Source organism: Streptomyces sp. NPDC029674 (genome assembly GCF_044903205.1).
Classification (GTDB): domain Bacteria; phylum Actinomycetota; class Actinomycetes; order Streptomycetales; family Streptomycetaceae; genus Streptomyces.
Map to the genome: position 1 here is coordinate 333,841 of NZ_JBJDPY010000006.1, position 19,087 is coordinate 352,927.

At 70.5% G+C, this 19,087-nt stretch carries 13 protein-coding genes; 4 read left to right on the forward strand and 9 right to left on the reverse strand.

Translation table 11 applies throughout. The features are described from left to right. Positions 1-5: 5 nt before the first annotated feature. The 4 genes from ACI2L3_RS17215 to ACI2L3_RS17230 form a co-directional block, all read right to left on the reverse strand. Positions 6-911: an ABC transporter permease gene (locus ACI2L3_RS17215; protein WP_404753163.1), complete on the reverse strand. Its 906-nt coding sequence runs from the start codon at positions 909-911 to the stop codon at positions 6-8. Next, positions 898-1,899 (reverse strand): ABC transporter ATP-binding protein, encoded by a 1,002-nt coding sequence (locus ACI2L3_RS17220; protein ID WP_404753164.1) that lies wholly within the window; start codon positions 1,897-1,899, stop codon positions 898-900. The genes ACI2L3_RS17215 and ACI2L3_RS17220 overlap by 14 nt, the downstream gene beginning before the upstream one ends. A gap of 82 nt (positions 1,900-1,981) precedes the next feature. Beyond that, positions 1,982-3,241: an outer membrane lipoprotein carrier protein LolA gene (locus ACI2L3_RS17225; RefSeq protein ID WP_404753165.1), complete on the reverse strand. Its 1,260-nt coding sequence runs from the start codon at positions 3,239-3,241 to the stop codon at positions 1,982-1,984. Positions 3,242-3,496: 255 nt separating this feature from the next. Continuing rightward, entirely contained in the window at positions 3,497-4,507 is a 1,011-nt protein-coding gene (locus ACI2L3_RS17230) for a polyprenyl synthetase family protein (protein ID WP_404753166.1), read from the reverse strand. A 315-nt stretch (positions 4,508-4,822) separates the two neighbouring features. Here ACI2L3_RS17230 and ACI2L3_RS17235 point away from each other — a divergent pair, with 315 nt between their 5' ends. Further along, on the forward strand, positions 4,823-6,343 hold the full coding sequence (locus ACI2L3_RS17235; protein WP_404753167.1) for a peptide MFS transporter: 1,521 nt from the start codon (positions 4,823-4,825) through the stop codon (positions 6,341-6,343). 10 nt (positions 6,344-6,353) lie between these two features. Beyond that, positions 6,354-8,345, forward strand: coding sequence for a CocE/NonD family hydrolase (locus ACI2L3_RS17240; protein WP_404753168.1), 1,992 nt, complete (start codon positions 6,354-6,356; stop codon positions 8,343-8,345). Here ACI2L3_RS17240 and ACI2L3_RS17245 read toward each other — a convergent pair. Continuing rightward, positions 8,342-9,157, reverse strand: coding sequence for an HAD family hydrolase (locus ACI2L3_RS17245; protein ID WP_404753169.1), 816 nt, complete (start codon positions 9,155-9,157; stop codon positions 8,342-8,344). The two genes, ACI2L3_RS17240 and ACI2L3_RS17245, sit on opposite strands and share 4 nt — an antisense overlap. A 237-nt stretch (positions 9,158-9,394) precedes the next feature. On the opposite strand from ACI2L3_RS17245, the gene fahA reads away from it, so the two are divergent. Continuing rightward, positions 9,395-10,726, forward strand: coding sequence for a fumarylacetoacetase (gene fahA, locus ACI2L3_RS17250; protein ID WP_404753170.1), 1,332 nt, complete (start codon positions 9,395-9,397; stop codon positions 10,724-10,726). A 223-nt stretch (positions 10,727-10,949) separates the two neighbouring features. Beyond that, positions 10,950-11,627: a DUF4232 domain-containing protein gene (locus tag ACI2L3_RS17255; RefSeq protein ID WP_404753171.1), complete on the forward strand. Its 678-nt coding sequence runs from the start codon at positions 10,950-10,952 to the stop codon at positions 11,625-11,627. Positions 11,628-11,645: 18 nt separating this feature from the next. Here the strand turns inward: ACI2L3_RS17255 and recQ are convergent, their stop codons facing one another. From recQ to nuoL, 4 genes are all read right to left on the reverse strand, one after another. Continuing rightward, positions 11,646-13,727 (reverse strand): DNA helicase RecQ, encoded by a 2,082-nt coding sequence (gene recQ / locus ACI2L3_RS17260; protein WP_404753172.1) that lies wholly within the window; start codon positions 13,725-13,727, stop codon positions 11,646-11,648. A gap of 176 nt (positions 13,728-13,903) precedes the next feature. Continuing rightward, entirely contained in the window at positions 13,904-15,553 is a 1,650-nt protein-coding gene (gene nuoN / locus ACI2L3_RS17265; RefSeq protein ID WP_404753173.1) for an NADH-quinone oxidoreductase subunit NuoN, read from the reverse strand. Then, the gene (locus ACI2L3_RS17270; RefSeq protein ID WP_404753174.1) at positions 15,550-17,121 is read right to left on the reverse strand and encodes an NADH-quinone oxidoreductase subunit M; all 1,572 of its coding nucleotides are present in this window, start codon (positions 17,119-17,121) and stop codon (positions 15,550-15,552) included. The genes nuoN and ACI2L3_RS17270 overlap by 4 nt, the downstream gene beginning before the upstream one ends. Positions 17,122-17,126: 5 nt before the next feature. Further along, positions 17,127-19,073: an NADH-quinone oxidoreductase subunit L gene (nuoL, locus tag ACI2L3_RS17275; protein ID WP_404753175.1), complete on the reverse strand. Its 1,947-nt coding sequence runs from the start codon at positions 19,071-19,073 to the stop codon at positions 17,127-17,129. Positions 19,074-19,087: the final 14 nt, after the last annotated feature.

The window sequence follows — 19,087 nt, forward strand, 5'->3', positions numbered from 1 at the left end:
AGCGACTACGCCATGACGTCCTTCGCCCCGAACCGCGCCCAGGCGGCCGAGCCGAACACGGCCGCGTACAGGCCCTGCATCTGCAGGTTCTTGACGATGTCGGTCCAGTAGACCGGCTCGCGCATCAGGTCGGCGAAGGACAGCCAGTAGTGCGAGAAGAAGTACGGGTGGAGGGCGTGCAGCTGCGGGATCTGGTCGAGGATCTGGACGGTGATCAGCAGGCCCACGGTCGTCGCCATCGCCGCGATGCCGCTGCTCGTGAGCGTCGACACGAACAGGCCGAGCGCCGCGACGCCGATCAGTGACACGGCGACGACGAGCGCGATCAGCAGGGCCCGCAGCAGCCCTTCGCCGAAGCCCATACGGGTGCCGGAGATCGTGGTGACCTCGCCGAGCGGGAAGAGCAGCGCGCCGGTCGCGAGCGCGGACACGGCGACGGTCAAGGTCGCGGCCAGGCAGAACGTCAGCGTGGTCGCGTACTTGACGAGGAGCAGCCGGGTCCGCCCGGCGGGCGCGACCAGCAGGTAGCGCAGCGTGCCCGCGCTCGCCTCGCCCGCGACGGCGTCACCCGCGACGACGCCGATCGCCATCGGCAGGAAGAACGGCAGGGTCGCGGCGAGCGCGGTGAAGACCAGGAACAGGCCGTTGTTGGTGATCTGCGCGATGAAGGCGGGTCCGCCTTCGCCGCCGCCCCCGCCGATCGTCGAGCCGTCGCTGGTCTCTATCTTGACGGCGACACCGACGAGGACCGGCACGGCGGCGAGGACTCCGAGCAGCGCGATGGTCCGCCAGCGGCGGAACGTGATCCCGAGCTCGCTGCGGAAGAGCCCGAGCGTCCAGCTCCACCGCTGCTCCCTCGGACCGTCCGCCCGGGACACGCCCGTGGCCTCGGCCACCTCAGCCCGCGACATCGAAACCCTCCCCCGTCAGCGCCACGAACGCGTCCTCCAGAGAGGCACGTTCAAGACCGAAGCCGCGTACCCGGACCCCCGCACCGACCAGCGCGGCGTTCAGCTCGGCCAGTTCCACGTCCGGCCCGGACCCGTCCTGAACAGGTAGTTCACCGGTAACGCGGTCCTCCGTAGAGACCAGGTCCGTCACACCCTGCTCCTTCAGGACGCGGGCCGCCTCGCCCGGGTCCGGTGTCGTCACGACGAGCCTGCCCCGCGCGCCCGCCGCGAGTTCGGCCACGGGTCCCTGGGTGATCAGCCGGCCCTGGGTCATCACGGCCGCGTGCGTGCAGACCTGCTCGATCTCGTCGAGCAGGTGCGAGGAGAGGAAGACGGTCGTGCCCTCCGCGGCCAACTCCCGCACCAAGGTGCGGATCTCGCGCATGCCCTGCGGGTCGAGGCCGTTCGTCGGCTCGTCGAGGACGAGGAGCTTGCGGGGCTGGAGCAGCGCGGCCGCAAGCCCGAGCCGCTGCTTCATACCGAGGGAGTACGCCTTCGCCTTCTTGCCTGCGGCGGCGGTGAGCCCGACGCGGTCAAGGGCTGCCTCGGCCCGCGCCTTGCGGGTCCGCGGATCGGCGGTCGGGTCCGCGGAGTCGTACCGCAGGAGGTTGTCGCGGCCCGACAGGAAGCCGTAGAGGGCGGGGCCCTCGATGAGCGCGCCCACGTGCGGGAGGACGGTGCGCGTGGCGCGCGGCATGGGGCGGCCGAGTACCTGGGCGCGGCCGGAGGTCGGCTCGATGAGGCCCATCAGCATGCGGATCGTCGTCGTCTTGCCCGAGCCGTTCGGCCCGAGGAAGCCGAAGACGCTGCCTTCCGGGACGGTGAGGTCGAGCCGGTCGACGGCGAGGTGTTTTCCGTAGCGTTTGGTGAGCGCGTGCGTCTCGATGACGTACTCCACCGGGGCCTGGGGCCCTGCCGAGCCCTCCGAACCGCCGTTGCTGCCCGGCACGCTGCCCTCCCGTCGTCCGAAGAGACGGATGGAAGGTGCCCGGCCGGCACCTTCCATCCGCCGTTTCCCTATGCCGTACGCACTAGTGCGCCTCGTCGGCCGCCTTCACCAGCGCGTCCTTCGTGACCGCGCCCACGTAGACCGTGCCGTCGTCGGTGACGAGGGCGTTGATCAGGCGGGTCGAGAAGACCGTGCCGGAGCCGAACTTGCCGTCGACCTGGTCGCCCAGGGAGTCGAGCAGCTTCTGCGCGTCCTGCGGGACGTCGCCGGAACCGGCCGTCGGCAGGCCCTGGCCGCCGGGCAGCTTCAGCTCGGCGATGGAGCTCCAGCCCTCCCCGATGACCTTCGGTTCGTTGAGGTCGCCCTCCTCGAACTTCTTGCCGCCCTTGTCCTTGAAGCCGCGGCCCTGCTCGCCGTGCTCGTCGGCCTCGGTGACCTTCGTGCCCTTGGGCGGTGTGAAGTCGAAGGTGGACGCGGACGGCTTGCCGAAGTCGACCTTCGTGAAGCCCGCGTCGACGACGGCCGCGCCGCCGGACGCCGGGGTCAGCGTGAACTTGAGCGGGGTGCCCGTCTTCTCGTCCACCGCGACGGTGATGCGGCCGACCGTCGAACCGGCCTGCTTCGGCTCGATCACCAGGCGGTACGCGTCGCGCCCCGCGACCTGCGCGGTGCCGTCGACCTTGACGGACGTGGTGTCGTCGACGGCCTTCAGGGCCTGCTCGGCGAACTCCTTGGGGGTGGCGGGCAGCTTCCCCTCCAGGCCCTTCGGCACGTCCTTGCCGTGCTTTTCGCCCTTCTCCGGAGAGGCGCCCTCGTCCTTCGCGTGGTAGGCCTCGTTCGACGCGCTGTCGTACGCCCACACGTCGTCGCCGTTGTGGATCAGGCTGTACTCGGAGGCGTCGCCGAGGACGGACACCTTCTGCTTGTCGGGGCCGTCGGCCGCGACACGCAGCGTATGCGTGCCGGACGCCAGCTCCATCAGCTTGTTCTTGGGGTCGGCGGCCGAGCCCTCACTCCCGCCGTCCTCATCCCGGTCCGCGCCGCCACCGCCGCCGAAGCCGCCCGCCATGCCGCCGAACGACGGCAGGCCCAGGTCGGTGCTGATCTTGACGTTGCCGGAAAGCTGCTGTGTGTCCGACGCGGCTATCTTCTCGATGAGTTCCTGTGCGGTGACCTTCGGGAGGTCCGGGTCGCCCGACGTGGCGAGCGCCGGGACGAGCCCGATGGTCACGGCCGCCACCCCCGCCACCGCGATCGGGACCGCGTAGCGGGCCGCCTTGCGGCGGCCGGCGCGCAGGTCCGCGGACTCGCTGGTGTCCTTCTCCGGTTCGTACGGTGCCATTGTCTGCCTTACCTCCGTGGTCGGCGGCGGCCTTCCCTGTACGTGCCTTCGTCCACCCTGTGCCGCCATTCTCACCCGAACAGGTCAGGAGTGGTTGTTCTTGCCGGACTCCATCCGACCAAATCGGCCAACAAGAAGCGTCAGACCCCGGAAGCAACTCCATGTACTGCTCTGGGATGACATGAAGCGGCGGTGCCTCCCCCGTCCCGTAGGGGGTGGCACCGCCGTTCGACAGTCCGGGGTCATGCCACGGGCTCAGCCCGCCCGGTGCACCACGAGGTCGCAGAGCTCCACCAGGGACGCCTTCGCGTCGCCCTCGGGCAGCGGGCCCAGCGCGGCCCGCGCGCTCTCCGCGTAGGAGACGGTGTCCCTGCGCGCGTGCTCGAGGGCGGGGTGGGCGCGCAGCCTGGTGAGGGCCTCCGCGTGCCGCGCGTCGTCCGTGAGGTCCGAGTCGAGCAGCTCGCACAGGGCGATGTCGTCGGCGAGGCCGAGCCGCGCGGCCCGCTCGCGCAGCCGCAGCACCGGCAGCGTGGGGATGCCCTCGCGCAGGTCCGTGCCCGGCGTCTTGCCGGACTCGTGCGAGTCGGAGGCGATGTCGAGCACGTCGTCGGCGAGCTGGAAGGCGACGCCGAGCCGCTCGCCGTACTGCGTGAGGACGTCCACGACGGTCTCGTCCGCGCCGGACATCATCGCGCCGAACCGGCACGCCACGGCGACCAGCGAGCCGGTCTTGCCCCTGAGCACGTCGAGGTAGTGGTCGATCGGGTCGCGGCCCTCGGCCGGTCCCGCGGTCTCCAGGATCTGGCCGGTGACGAGGCGTTCGAAGGCCTCCGCCTGGATGCGGACGGCCTCCGGGCCGAGGTCGGCCAGGATGTACGAGGCGCGGGCGAAGAGGAAGTCACCGGTCAGTACGGCGACGGAGTTGCCCCAGCGCTGGTTGGCGCTGTCGACACCGCGCCGCACATCGGCCTCGTCCATCACGTCGTCGTGGTAGAGCGTCGCGAGGTGGGTCAGCTCGACGACGACGGCGGAGGGCACGACGCCCGGCGCGTAGGGGTCGCCGAACTGGGCAGCGAGCATCACGAGCAGCGGACGGAAACGCTTGCCCCCGGCTCGGACGAGGTGCTGGGCGGCCTCGGTGATGAAGGGCACCTCGCTCTTGGTGGCCTCGAGCAGTCCCTCCTCGACAGCCGCCAGTCCGACCTGGACATCGGCTTCGAGAGCCTGGTCCCGCACGCTCAGCCCAAAAGGCCCGACGACGGTCACGAGAGGTTCTCCTGTCTGCTGACGATCACATGGCCAACTCGGTCGATCATTGGATCTCGGTCGATGACACGGGTTTGTCGATGTGTCGCTGCCATCACTCAAGTCAGCGTATCCGGTCGACTTTCGATCACGGCGAGCACCTGCCCGCCCGTCGCACGCCGCCGCGCTGGTGGGAGCGGTTCCCGGGCCCCCGACCCCGCTTCGCACACCAGGCCGAGCGGTGTGCGAGGCTCGCCGGTATGTTCGTGATCAGCCCATAGGACCGAGAAGACCGTCCTGCACCACTGCACCCGTAAAGACCGGGAGAAGACACCTTTGTCCCGCACTACCGCCGAGTACGAGGAACCGGCCGGGGAGCCGCCGGCCGGCGAGCCTCCGCCGGGCGACGACCGCGCCTTCTTCGGGCAGCCGCGCGGTCTGCTCACCCTCTCGGGCCTGGAGGTCTGGGAGCGCTTCTCGTTCCTCGGTATGCAGGCCATCCTGGTCCTCTACTTCGCCGACTCCGTCGCGAACGACGGCATGGGTATGGACGCCGGCACGGCCGCTTCGGTCTCAGCGGCGTACGGCACGCTGGTCTATCTGGTCTCGGTGGCCGGCGGCTGGCTCGCCGACCGCATCCTCGGCTCGTACCGCGCGGTCCTGTGGGGCGGCGTCCTCATCGCCTGCGGTCACTACTCGATGGCCGTGCCGACTGCGACGATGACCTGGGTGGGCCTCGGTCTGATCAGCGCGGGCACCGGCCTCCTCAAGCCCAACGTCGCCTCGATGGTCGGCAAGCTCTACCGCACCGAGGACGAGCGCCGCGACGCCGGCTTCGCGCTGTACTACATGGGGATCAACGTGGGCGCCTTCGCGGGCCCGCTGATCACCGGCTGGCTCGGCGACCACAAGGGCTGGCACTGGGGCTTCTCGGCGGCCGCGATCGGCATGACCTTCGGCCTGGTCCAGTACGTCCTGGGACGGCGCCACCTCGCGGGCCGCAAGGCGTCCGCCGAGTACGCGCTGCCGAGGGACGCGATGCGCCGGGCCGTCCTGCTGATCGTCGGCGGGCTGGTCCTGGCCGCCGCGGCCGCCGGGCTCCTCGCCGCCGCCGGATGGCTCACCATGGACCGCTTCGTCGACCTGCTCACCCTCATCTCGGTGATCGCGCCGGTCGTCTACTTCGCGGTGATGTTCCGCAGCCCGCGGGTGAGCGCCGAGGAGCGCGGCCGTCTCAAGCCGTACGTGGTCCTCTTCCTGGCGTCGGTCGTCTTCAACTTCATCCTCTTCCAGGCGTACTCGACGATGATCCTGCTGGCGTCGACGAACGCCGAGACGTCGGTCTTTGGCTTCACCTTCCCCGCGAGCTGGTACGCCTCCGCGCTCGGCGCCTTCGAGGTCGGGCTCGCGCCCGTCGTCGCCGCCGTCTGGGCGCGGATGGGGAGGCGCCAACCGCACGCCTCCAACAAGATCGCGTTCGGCGTGATCCTGGGCGGCCTGTCGTTCCTCCTGATGACGCTCCCCACTTCGGGGCACGGCGACGGCACGTACCGGATGGCCGTCTGGTGGATCGTCGGCTCGTACCTGCTGCTCGGCCTCGGCGACATCCTCGTGGAGACCTCGGGCATGTCGGCGACGACCAAGCTCGCCCCGAAGGCCTTCGCCGGCCAGACCATGGCGCTGTGGTTCCTCTCCCTGGCGCTCGCCAACGGCATCCAGGCGCAGGTCGTGAAGGTCTACGGAAAGGTCTCCGACCCGGCGTACTTCGGCGTCAACGGCGCGATCGCCGTGGCCGCCGGCGTCGCCGTGATCGCGCTCGCGCCCTGGCTGCGCCGCACCATGCACCCCGTCCACTGAGGTTTCACTCATGCAGATCCGCGACTCCTTCCCGTACGAGACCACCCGCGAGGACTTCCAGGTACCCCTGTCCGACGGGACCAGGCTCTACGCGCGCGTGTGGCGACCGGTCACCGACGAGCCCGTCCCCGTGCTCCTCGAATACCTCCCCTACCGCCTCAGCGACTGGACGGCGCCGCGCGACTGGCAGCGCCACCCCTGGTACGCGGGCCACGGCTACGCCTCCGTGCGCGTCGACGTCCGCGGCCACGGCAACAGCGAGGGCCTGCCCACCGACGAGTACTCGGCGCAGGAGCTTGCCGACGGCGTCGAGGTCGTCCACTGGCTGGCCGCGCAGCCCTGGTCGACCGGCAAGGTCGGCATGTTCGGCATCTCCTGGGGCGGCTTCAACTCCCTCCAGATCGCGGCGCTCGCCCCCGAACCGCTCAAGGCGATCGTCACGGTCTGCTCGGCGGACGACCGCTACGACAACGACGTGCACTACATGGGCGGCTCCGTCCTCGCGGTCGACATGCACGCGTGGGCGGCGACCATGCTCGCCTTCGTGTCGCGCCCGCCGGACCCCTACTACGTGGGCGATGCCTGGGGCGACATGTGGCTGAGACGCCTCGAAGCCGTCGAACCACTCATCCACACCTGGCTGGACCACCAGACCCGCGACGACTACTGGCGGCACGGCAGCGTCAGCGAGGACTACTCCGCGATCGGCGCCGCGGTGCTCGCGGTCGGCGGCTGGCACGACCCGTACCGCGACACGGTGCTGCGCCTCGTCGAGCACCTCCCCGACGACCAGGTGCGCGGCCTGATCGGCCCGTGGTCGCACCAGTACCCGGACCGCGGTCTGCCGCCCGGGCCCGCTATCGGCTTCCTCCAGGAGACCCTGCGCTGGTGGGACCACCACCTCAAGGGCGTCGACACAGGGATCATGGCCGAGCCGAAGCTCCGCTCCTGGATCAGCGACTCGCACCCGCCTGCGACGGTCTATCCGGAGCTGCCCGGCGGCTGGGTCGGCGACCCGTCCTGGCCGTCGCCGAACGTCACCCCCGTCTCGTACGCCCTCCAGGGCACCCCGGTCCTCGTCGACTCCCCCCAGCACACGGGTCTGGACGCGGGCCGCTTCTTCCCGTTCGGGAACGACGCGGACCTGCCGCCGGACCAGCGGGACGAGGACGCGAAGTCGGCGTGCTTCGAGTTCGAGGTCCCTTCGGAGGTACGGATCCTCGGGCGCCCCAGGGTGACGCTGCGACTGCGGATGGACGTGCCGTACGGCCAGGCCGTCGCCCGGCTCTGCGACATCGCGCCGGACGGCTCGTCCACCCTGGTCACCCGGGGCGTGCTCAACCTCTCCGCGCGGCACGGCAGGGACCGCGCTGACGCCTGGCCGCTCGGCGCCACCGAGGACGTCACGTTCGAGCTCAACGGCATCGGCCACACCTTCCCGCCCGGCCACCGCATCCGCCTCGCCGTCTCCTCCGCGTACTGGCCCTGGATCTGGCCGCAGGCCGACTCGGTGGGCTTCACCCTCGACCCGGTGGGCAGCTCCCTCGAACTGCCCGTCCGCGAGGGCGATTTCGACCCTTCGATCACGTTCGCACCCCCGGAGCAGTCGGAGCCGCTCGGCGTGGCGTACCCGGCGACCCTGGACGAGCAGCGGCCCGAGCGCCTGGTCGTGCGCGACGTGGCCAAGGGCGAGTGGCGGCTCGAGGTCGACCCGCGCTACGGCGGCACGCGCGTGTACCCCGACGGTCTCGAGTTCACCGAGGACGCCCTGGAGACGTACACGATCCAGGAGGGCGACCCGCTGAGCGCCCGCACCCGCTCCGACTGGGCGATCCGCCTGCACCGCCCCGAACTCGGCTGGGACACCCGCGTGGAGACCCGCTCGGAGATCACGTGCGACGCGGCGGACTTCATCACCTCGAACGAGGTGGTGTGCAAGGCCGGCGACGAGGTGGTCTTCCACCGGACGTGGGAGAAGCGGATCCGGCGGACGGCGGGTTAGGACGTGTGCCTGAGGAGTCGTTCGAGGACGACGGCGATGCCGTCGTCCTCGTTCGTGAGGGCCAACTCGTCGGCCACCGCTTTGAGTTCCCCATGGGCGTTGGCCATGGCCACGCCGTGCGCGGCCCACAGGAACATGGGGATGTCATTGGGCATGTCCCCGAAGGCGACCGTGTCCGCGGCCGTCAGACCGAGCCGCTCGGCGGCCAGCGCGAGGCCGGTCGCCTTGGTCACCCCGCACGGCTGGAGCTCCACCGTGCCGGGGCCCGACATGGTGACCGACGCGAGCGAGCCCACCGCGTCGCGCGCCACCGCCGCCAACTCGTCGTCGGGCAGCAGCGGATGGCGCAGGAGCACCTTGCTGATGGGCTCCTCCCAGAGCACGTCCCGCTTGGGCACCCGCACCGCGGGGAGCGTGGGATGCGGCATCTCGTACCCCGGCTCGATGAGCGTGAGGCCGTGCACGCCGTCCTGGTCCACCGCCGCGTAGACCTGTCCGACCTCCGCCTCGATCTTGCCGAGCGCGGCCTCCGCGAGTTCGCGGTCGAGCTTCACCGACCACTCCATCCGGTTCGCCCCCGCGTCGTACAGCTGGGCTCCCTGACCGCACACGGCCAGGCCCTCGTAGCCGAGTTCGTCCAGGAGGGGCCGCACCCGTGGGGCCGGGCGGCCTGTCACCACGAGGTGCCGGGCGCCCGCCTCGCCCGCGGCGGCCAGTGCCCGCCGCGACCGGTCCGAGACCGTGTCGTCGCCGCGCAGCAGCGTCCCGTCCAGGTCAGTGGCGATGAGTGCATATGCGAGGGGAGCGGCCATGATCCAGAGAATACGGATCCTGCGCTCCACCGGAAGCTGCTTGGCACAGGTGCGCATTCGGGCGGGTGAGGCCGGGCGGTTCCTGCCTCACCAGAAAGCGGAAGGTGATATTCCGGGTGGTGTGGCGCGAGTTGAGCGGAAGTTATGCGGACATTGCGCACTCTTTAGACACTGCCGCAACAGGGCACTCCACACGTAACGTGTGGCACACCCCTATGGAAAGCGAGGCAGGTACGCATGTCCGAGCAGACCCCGCTCGACCCGGCCGCCGGTGACTCCACCGACCGCTCCGGAGGCCCCACCGGTCACCCCGTGGGCGGCCCCACCGGCCGTCCCGAGGGCGACCCCTTCGGCCTGCCCGAGGGCGACCCCTTCGGACCGCACAACCTCCCCTACGGCGTCTTCTCCCTGCCGGGGGAGGCGACCGGCCGGCGCAGGGTCGGGGTGCGGCTCGGCTCGTACGTCCTGGACGCGGGCGCCGCGGCCGCCGCACTCGGCTCGCCCTACGTCTCGCTCCTCGCGCGCCCCACACTGAACCCGCTGCTCGCCGCGGGCCGCACCGCCTGGTCCGACGTGCGGCGCGCCCTGACGGCGTGGGTGACGGTGCCCGCCCACCGCGAGACCGTACGCCCCTTGCTGCACCCCCTCTCCGAAGTGACCCTGCACCTGCCGTTCGAGGTCGCGGACTACGTCGACTTCTACGCCTCGGAGAACCACGCGACGAACCTGGGCAAGATGTTCCGCCCCGACTCGCCGACCCCGCTGACGCCCAACTGGAAGCACCTGCCCATCGGTTACCACGGCAGGTCCGGCACGGTCGTGGTCTCCGGGACGGACGTGGTCCGCCCGACGGGCCAGCGCAAGGCGCCCGCCGAAACGGCTCCCGTCTTCGGCCCCTCGGTCCGGCTCGACATCGAGGCGGAGGTCGGCTTCGTGGTCGGCGCCCCCTCGGAGCACGGCACGCCCGTCCCCCTGGCGGACTTCCGGGAGCACGTCTTCGGACTCACCCTCCTCAACGATTGGTCCGCGCGCGACATCCAGGCCTGGGAGTACGTCCCGCTGGGCCCGTTCCTCGGCAAGTCCTTCGCCACCTCGGTCTCCGCGTGGATCACACCGCTGGAGGCCCTGGACTCGGCGCGGGTGGCACCCCCGGAGCGCACGCACCAGCTGCTGCCCTACCTGGACGACTCCGCCGAGTCGGCGGACGAGCCCGGCGGCTACGACCTGCGCATGACGGTCACCCTCAACGGCCAGGTCATCTCCGAGCCGCCGTTCTCCGGCGTGTACTGGACGGCCGCGCAGCAGCTGGCGCACATGACGGTCAACGGCGCCTCACTCCGCACCGGCGACCTGTACGGCTCGGGCACGGTCAGCGGCCCCGAGCCCGGCCAGTACGGCTCCCTGATCGAGATCACCTGGAACGGACGCGATCCCCTCGAACTCCCCGACGGCAAGCGGACGTTCCTGGAGGACGGCGACGAGGTCACCCTCTCGGCCTGGGCCCCCGGCCCGGACGGCACGAAGGTGGGACTCGGCGAGGTGACGGGCCGGATCGTGGCGGCGCGCTGAGGGTCCGGCCGGGGGGGGCGGCGGGGTGTGGTGGAGGCGGTGAGGTGGCCGTGACGGTGGCGGCGGCCTCAGCGGCAGCAAGGGCAACGCGAGGGCAATCAGGGCAACGCCTGTGACAGAACGAAGACGTCGCGGAGGAACGCCTGTAACTCGGTGCGGGATACAAATAGTTACGACCGCACGCACGGCACCGCCCACCGCCGCACTCCTTCTGGGGGAAACCATGAAGCACACCCGCGTCACCGCCCTCGCCGCTGTCAGCCTCGCCACCGCCCTCTCGCTCACCGCCTGCGGAGGCGACGACTCCGGGACGGGCAAGTCGTCCAAGGGCTCCTCGACCTCGCACTCCTCGACGTCGAACTCCTCGTCCTCGAACGGTGAGGGGAAGTCGGAGGCCGGCTCGGGCTCGGGCAGCTCCGAGGCGGGCAAGCAGTCGGGGTCCGGCGAGGACACCAAGTCCGAGGCGGCCGCGGGCGGCTCGAAGACCGGCGCCAAGGTCACGTCCTGCAAGACGGCCGACCTGGCCATCACCGCGCAGGACGCCGCCCCCGACGAGAACACCGGCCGCATCGACATCACCATGGTCAACCAGGGTTCGACCACCTGCTCGGCGACGGGCTTCGCGGGCGTCGACATCAAGGACGCCGACCACACCAGCAGCCCGATCGAGCGCGGCCAGGCCCAGCCGCGGGTCACCACCCTCAAGCCGGGCGACGCCGCCGTCTTCAACCTCGCCTACGAGATCGACAACAGCGGCAAGAGCCTCACGTCGCCCACCCACATCCTGGTGACGCCCCCGAACGAGACCCACTCCGTGACCCTGAAGTGGCCCGCGGACGCCGGCGACATCAAGGGCGCCTACACCGACGTGCAGGTCTACCCCACGCACACGACCAAGTAGGCCCGCTCCGCCCCCTGCTCAGGACGTCCAGTCCGGCTCCTCGTCCTCCCAGCCCGGCTCCCCCTCACCGCTCAGCGGCGGCTCGGCCCCGGCAGAGGCCCCGGCCGAGGCACGGGGAGCGACACGGGGAGCGGCCCCACCAGAGGACCCCGCCGAGGCACCGGGAGCGGCAGCGGCAGAGGACCCGGCCGAGGCGCCCGCAGCCGCCCCGCCCCCGAACTCCGCCACGACCCCGACCACGCCCTCGCCGTACGTCGCCCGCTTCTTCTCGCCGACTCCGCTGATGCCGGCGAGGTCCGCCACGGACGTGGGGCGCAGGGTCGCGATCTCTCGGAGCGTGGCGTCGTGGAAGATCACGTACGCCGGGACGCCCTGCTCCTTCGCCTGGGCGCCGCGCCAGGCCCGCAGCGCCTCGAAGAGCGGCACCGCCTCCGGGGGCAGCTCGGCGACCGCCGCCGCCGACTTCGCCTTGCGCTCGCCCTTGGACGCCCGCGCGGCCGGGGCCCGCTTCGGCTCCTTGCGCAGCCGCACCTCGCGCTCCCGGCCCAGGACGGAACCGCTCGTCTCGGTGAGCACCAGCGTGCCGTACTCCCCCTCGACCGCGAGGAGGCCCTGGGCCAGCAACTGCCGCACCACACCCCGCCATTCGGCCTCCGCCAGCTCCTCGCCGATGCCGAAGACCGACAGCTGGTCGTGGTCGAACTGGATGACCTTCGCGGTCTTCTTGCCGAGCAGGATGTCGATGATCTGGCCCGCACCGAACTTCTGCCCGCGCTCGCGCTGCAGCCGCACCACCGTGGACAGCACCTTCTGCGCGGCCACCGTGCCGTCCCAGGTCTCGGGCGGGGTGAGGCACGTGTCGCAGTTGCCGCAGGACTCCGCCGCCGCTTCCTGGCCGAAGTAGGTCAGGAGCTGGGTGCGGCGGCACTGCGCGGTCTCGCAGAGCGCCAGCATCGAGTCCAGGTGGGACGCGGCCCGGCGCCGGAACGCCTCGTCGCCCTCGCTGCCCTGGATCATCTTCCGCTGCTGGACGACGTCCTGGAGGCCGTACGCCATCCAGGCCGTCGAGGGGAGGCCGTCGCGGCCCGCGCGGCCCGTCTCCTGGTAGTACCCCTCGACCGACTTGGGCAGGTCGAGGTGGGCGACGAAGCGGACGTCCGGCTTGTCGATGCCCATGCCGAAGGCGATCGTGGCGCAGACGACGAGGCCTTCCTCCCGCAGGAAGCGGGACTGGTGGGCCGCGCGCGTGCCGCCGTCCAGGCCCGCGTGGTACGGGACGGCCTCGATGCCGTTCCTGCACAGGAACTCGGCGGTTTTCTCCACCGAATTGCGCGACAGGCAGTAGACGATTCCGGCGTCGCCCGGGTGCTCCTCCTTCAGGAAGGAGAGGAGCTGCTTCTTCGGCTCGGCCTTCGGCACGATGCGGTACTGGATGTTGGGCCGGTCGAAGCTCGCCACGAAGTGCTTGGCATCGGGCATGCCGAGCCGCTCGGTGATCTCCCGGTGCGTGGCGTGCGTGGCCGTCGCGGTCAGGGCGATCCGCGGCACGTCCGGCCAGCGCTGCCCGAGCACCGAGAGCGCGAGGTAGTCCGGCCGGAAGTCGTGCCCCCACTGGGCGACGCAGTGCGCCTCGTCGATCGCGAAGACGGAGATCTTGCCCCGCGAGAGGAGGTCCAGGGTCGCGTCGAGACGCAGCCGCTCCGGCGCGAGGTAGAGGACGTCGAGCTCGCCCGCGAGGAAGCTCGCCTCCATGACGCGCCGCTCGTCAAAGTCCTGCGTGGAGTTGATGAACCCGGCGCGCACGCCGAGCGCCCGCAGCGCGTCCACCTGGTCCTGCATGAGCGCGATGAGCGGCGAGACCACGACGCCCGTGCCGGGTCTGACCAGCGCCGGGATCTGGTAGCAGAGCGACTTGCCGCCGCCGGTCGGCATGAGGACGACCGCGTCGCCGCCGCCCACCACGTGGTCGATGATCGTGCCCTGCTCGCCGCGGAAGGCGTCGTACCCGAAGACGCGGTGGAGCGTCCGCAGGGCGTCGCTCTCCGTCACGGAGCCGGTCGCCGCGCCCGGCGCCGGTACCGCCGCCGTCACCTCACTCATGCCTCTGGTCCCATCCATCGCCCTGTCCCCCGCCGTACGTCCAGCCTCGACCGCTGCCTCGACCACTGACTCCACGATAGGGCTCCCCGCCGACACCCCGGACAGTTATCCACAGGCCGCCGCCCGGCACCCCTTCTCGGGATGCCGGGCGGCGGCAACACATGTGCGCAAAATCGCTACCGGACGAAGACCCCCGCCTGGTTCGCCAGATCCAGGAAGTACTGCGGGGCCACACCGAGGACCAGCGTCACCGCGACGCCCACGCCGATCGCCGTCATCGTCAGCGGCGAGGGCACGGCGACCGTGGGGCCGTCCGCCTTCGGCTCGCTGAAGAACATCAGGACGATCACGCGGATGTAGAAGAACGCGGCGATCGCCGACGACAGCACACCGACCACGACCAGCGCGCCCGCACCGCCCTCCGCGGCCGCCTTGAAGACCGCGAACTTCCCGGTGAACCCGGAGGTCAGCGGGATGCCGGCGAAGGCGAGCAGGAAGACCGCGAAGACCGCGGCGACCAGGGGCGACCGGCGGCCGAGCCCCGCCCACTTCGACAGGTGCGTCGCCTCGCCGCCCGCGTCCCGCACCAGCGTGACGACGGCGAAGGCGCCGATGGTCACGAAGGAGTAGGCGCCCAGGTAGAAGAGGACGGAGGAGATGCCGTCCGGGGTGGTGGCGATCACACCGGCGAGGATGAAGCCGGCGTGCGCGATCGACGAGTACGCGAGGAGCCGCTTGATGTCGGTCTGGGTGATCGCGATGATCGCGCCGCCCAGCATCGTGATGATCGCGACGCCCCACATGACCGGCCGCCAGTCCCAGCGCAGGCCCGGCAGCACCACGTAGAGGAGACGCAGGAGCGCGCCGAACGCGGCCACCTTCGTCGCCGCCGCCATGAAGCCGGTGACCGGCGTCGGGGCTCCCTGGTACACGTCCGGGGTCCACATGTGGAACGGCACCGCGCCCACCTTGAAGAGCAGCCCCATCACCACCATCGCGACGCCGATGAGGAGCAGCGCGTCATTGCCCATGGTGTCGGCGAGCGCCGGGTTCACGGTCTTGACGTTGCCCTCGACGACGTTCGCGATCGTCGCGTACGACACGGAGCCCGCGTACCCGTAGAGGAGCGCGATGCCGAAGAGCGTGAACGCCGAGGCGAACGCGCCGAGCAGGAAGTACTTGACGGCGGCTTCCTGCGACATGAGGCGCTTGCGCCGGGCGAGCGCGCAGAGCAGGTACAGCGGCAGGGAGAAGACTTCCAGCGCGATGAAGAGCGTCAGGAGGTCGTTGGCGGCGGGGAAGACGAGCATGCCGCCGATGGCGAAGAGCGCCAGCGGGAACACCTCGGTGGTGGTGAACCCGGCCTTGGTGGCGGCTTGTTCGCCCTCACTGCCCGGTACGGACCCGGCCTGGGCCACGAACGAGTCGACGCGGTTACCGTGTGCCACCGGGTCGAGGCGCCGCTCGGCGAAGGTGAAGATCGCGACGATTCCGGTGAGCAGGATGGTGCCCTGGAGGAAGAGCGCCGGACCGTCGACCGCGATCGCGCCCATCGCCGCGATCTGGGCCTTGGTGGTGCCGAAACCGCGGGCCGCGAGCCCGACGACCGCGGCGAAGGCGGCGGCCAGGGCGACCACTGCCACGAAGAGCTGTACGTAGTAACGGGACTTGCGCGGAACGAAGGCTTCGATGAGCACTCCGAGGACGGCCGCGCCGATGACGATCAACGTCGGCGACAGCTGTCCGTACTCGATGTCCGGCGCGTCGATCTTGCCGATCGGCTCCGCTGCCGTTGTCCACAGGCTGTGGACGGCTGTTGCGCTCACTTGGCCGCCTCCACCTCGGGCTTGGGGTCTTTCTTCTGTACGTCGGACATCGTGTGCTCGACGGCCGGGTTGATCACCTCGGTGAGCGGCTTCGGGTAGACACCCAAGCCGATCAGGAGGGCGATCAGCGGTGCCACGACGACCAGTTCACGCACCCGCAGGTCGGGCATGGCCGAGACCTCCGCCTTCACGGGGCCCGTCATCGTCCGCTGGTAGAGCACCAGCGTGTACAGCGCGGCGAGGACGATGCCCACGGTGGCGATGATGCCGACCACCGGGTAGCGCGCGAACGCGCCGACCAGGACCAGGAACTCGCTCACGAAGGGCGCGAGCCCGGGGAGTGAGAGCGTCGCCAGGCCGCCGATCAGGAAGGTGCCGGCAAGCACCGGGGCGACCTTCTGCACCCCTCCGTAGTCGGCGATCAGGCGCGAGCCACGCCGCGAGATCAGGAAGCCGGCCACCAGCATCAGCGCGGCGGTCGAGATTCCGTGGTTGACCATGTAGAGCGTCGCGCCGGACTGGCCCTGCGACGTCATCGCGAAGATGCCGAGCACGATGAAGCCGAAGTGCGAGATCGAGGCGTAGGCCACCAGGCGCTTGATGTCGCGCTGGCCGACCGCGAGCAGCGCTCCGTAGATGATGCTGATCAGGGCGAGGACGAGGATGACGGGCGTCGCCCACTCGCTCGCCTCGGGGAAGAGCCCGAGGCAGAACCGCAGCATCGCGAACGTGCCGACCTTGTCGACGACGGCCGTGATCAGCACGGCGACCGGGGCGGTGGACTCCCCCATCGCGTTCGGCAGCCAGGTGTGGAGCGGCCACAGCGGCGCCTTCACCGCGAAGGCGAAGAAGAAGCCGAGGAAGAGCCACCGCTCGGTGTTGGTCGCCATGTCGAGCGAACCGTCCGCGCGCGCGGCGGCGATTTCCTGGAGCGAGAAGTTCCCCGCGACTACGTAGAGCCCGATCACGGCGGCCAGCATGATGAGGCCGCCGACGAGGTTGTAGAGGAGGAACTTCACCGCGGCGTACGAGCGTTGCGCCGAGGCGTTCTCGTCGCTGCCCGCGTGGGCGCGGTCTCCGAAGCCGCCGATGAGGAAGTACATCGGGATGAGCATGGCTTCGAAGAAGATGTAGAAGAGAAAGACGTCCGTGGCCTCGAAGGAGATGATCACCATCGCCTCGACGGCCAGGATCAGGGCGAAGAAGCCCTGCGTCGGCCGCCAGCGCGACGACTTTGTCTCCAGGGGGTCGGCGTCGTGCCAGCCCGCCAGGATGATGAAGGGGATCAGGAGGGCGGTGAGCGCGACGAGTGCGACGGCGATGCCGTCGACTCCGAGCTCGTACCGCACCCCGAAGTCCTTGATCCAGGCGTGCGATTCGGTCAGTTGGTAGCGGTCGCCGTCCGGGTCGAACCGTACGAGCACGGTCACGGCGAGGCCGAGCGTGGCGAGCGAGACGAGCAGCGCCAGCCACTTGGCGGCGGTCCGCCGGGCGGCCGGGACGGCTGCCGTGGCGATCGCGCCGACCGCGGGCAGGACCGCCGTCGCTGTCAGGAGGGGAAAGGACATCGGTATCAGACCGCCCTCATCAGCAGGGTCGCGGCGATGAGCACCGCAGCGCCGCCGAACATCGAGACCGCGTAGGAGCGGGCGTAGCCGTTCTGCAGTTTGCGGAGCCGTCCGGAGAGGCCGCCCATCGAGGCCGCGGTGCCGTTGACGACTCCGTCGACCAGGGTGTGGTCGACGTAGACCAGGGACCGCGTGAGGTGCTCGCCGCCGCGCACCAGGACGACGTGGTTGAAGTCGTCCTGGAGGAGGTCGCGGCGGGCGGCGCGGGTGAGCACCGAGCCGCGCGGGGCGGTGACCGGGACGGGCCGGCGGCCGTACTGGACGTAGGCGAGGGCGACGCCGATGACGAGGACCACCATGGTGGCGCCCGTGACGGTGGCCGCGCTCAGCGGCGAGTCGCCGTGGTCGTGGTGCGTGACCGGCTCCAGCCAGTGCGTGAAGCGGTCGCCGATGCTGAAGAAGCCACCCGCGAACACCGAACCGAAGGCGAGCACGATCATCGGGATCGTCATGGACTTCGGCGACTCGTGCGGGTGCGGCTCGTCGTGCGCTCCCTGCGTCTGCGCGGCGGGCTCGACGTCCGGCCGGTCCGGGGAGGCCGTCGGCCGGTTGCGCCAGCGCTCCTCTCCGAAGAAGGTCATGATCATCACGCGCGTCATGTAGTACGCGGTGATGGCCGCGCCCAGGAGCGCCACCGAGCCGAGGATCCAGCCCTCCGTGCCGCCCTTGGCGAAGGCGGCCTCGATGATCTTGTCCTTGGAGAAGAAGCCGGAGAGCCCCGGGAAGCCGATGATCGCCAGGTAGCCGAGGCCGAAGGTCACGAAGGTGACCGGCATGTACTTCCTGAGGCCGCCGTACTTCCTCATGTCGACCTCGTCGTTCATGCCGTGCATGACCGAGCCGGCGCCGAGGAAGAGCCCGGCCTTGAAGAAGCCGTGCGTCACCAGGTGCATGATCGCGAAGACGTAACCGATCGGGCCGAGGCCCGCGGCCAGGATCATGTAGCCGATCTGGGACATCGTCGACCCGGCGAGGGCCTTCTTGATGTCGTCCTTCGCGCAACCGACGATCGCACCGAACAGCAGCGTGACCGCTCCGACGACGGTGACGACGAGCTGCGCGTCCGGCGCGCCGTTGAAGATCGCGCCGGAGCGGACGATGAGGTACACGCCCGCGGTCACCATCGTGGCGGCGTGGATCAGGGCCGAGACCGGGGTCGGGCCCTCCATCGCGTCGCCCAGCCAGGACTGCAGCGGCACCTGCGCGGACTTGCCGCACGCGGCGAGCAGCAGCATCAGGCCGATGGCGGTGAGCTTGCCCTCGCTCGTCTCGCCGGTCGCCTCCAGGACGGGCCCGAAGGCGAAGGTCCCGAAGGTGGTGAACATCAGCATGATGGCGATCGACAGGCCCACGTCGCCGACCCGGTTGACCAGGAAGGCCTTCTTCGCGGCGGTGGCCGCGCTGGGCTTGTGCTGCCAGAAGCCGATCAGGAGGTACGAGGCGAGGCCGACGCCCTCCCATCCGACGTACAGGAGCAGGTAGTTGTCGGCGAGGACCAGGAGGAGCATCGCCGCGAGGAACAGGTTCAGGTAGCCGAAGAAGCGGCGGCGCCGCTCGTCGTGCTCCATGTACCCGATCGAGTAGATGTGGATGAGCGTGCCCACACCGGAGATCAGCAGGACGAACGTCATCGACAGCTGGTCGAGCTGGAAGGCGACATCCGCCTGGAAGCCCTCCACGGGGATCCAGCTGAACAGGTGCTGCGACAGCGAGCGCTCCTCGGCGCCCTTGCCCAGCATGTCGGCGAACAGCACCACGGCGATGACGAAGGAGGCGGCCGCGAGCAGCGTGCCGAGCCAGTGGCCCGCGCGGTCCAGTGCCCGGCCGCCGCACAGCAGTACGGCCGCTCCGAGCAACGGCGCCGCGACGAGCAGCGCAATCAAGTTCTCCACGATTCAGCGACCCC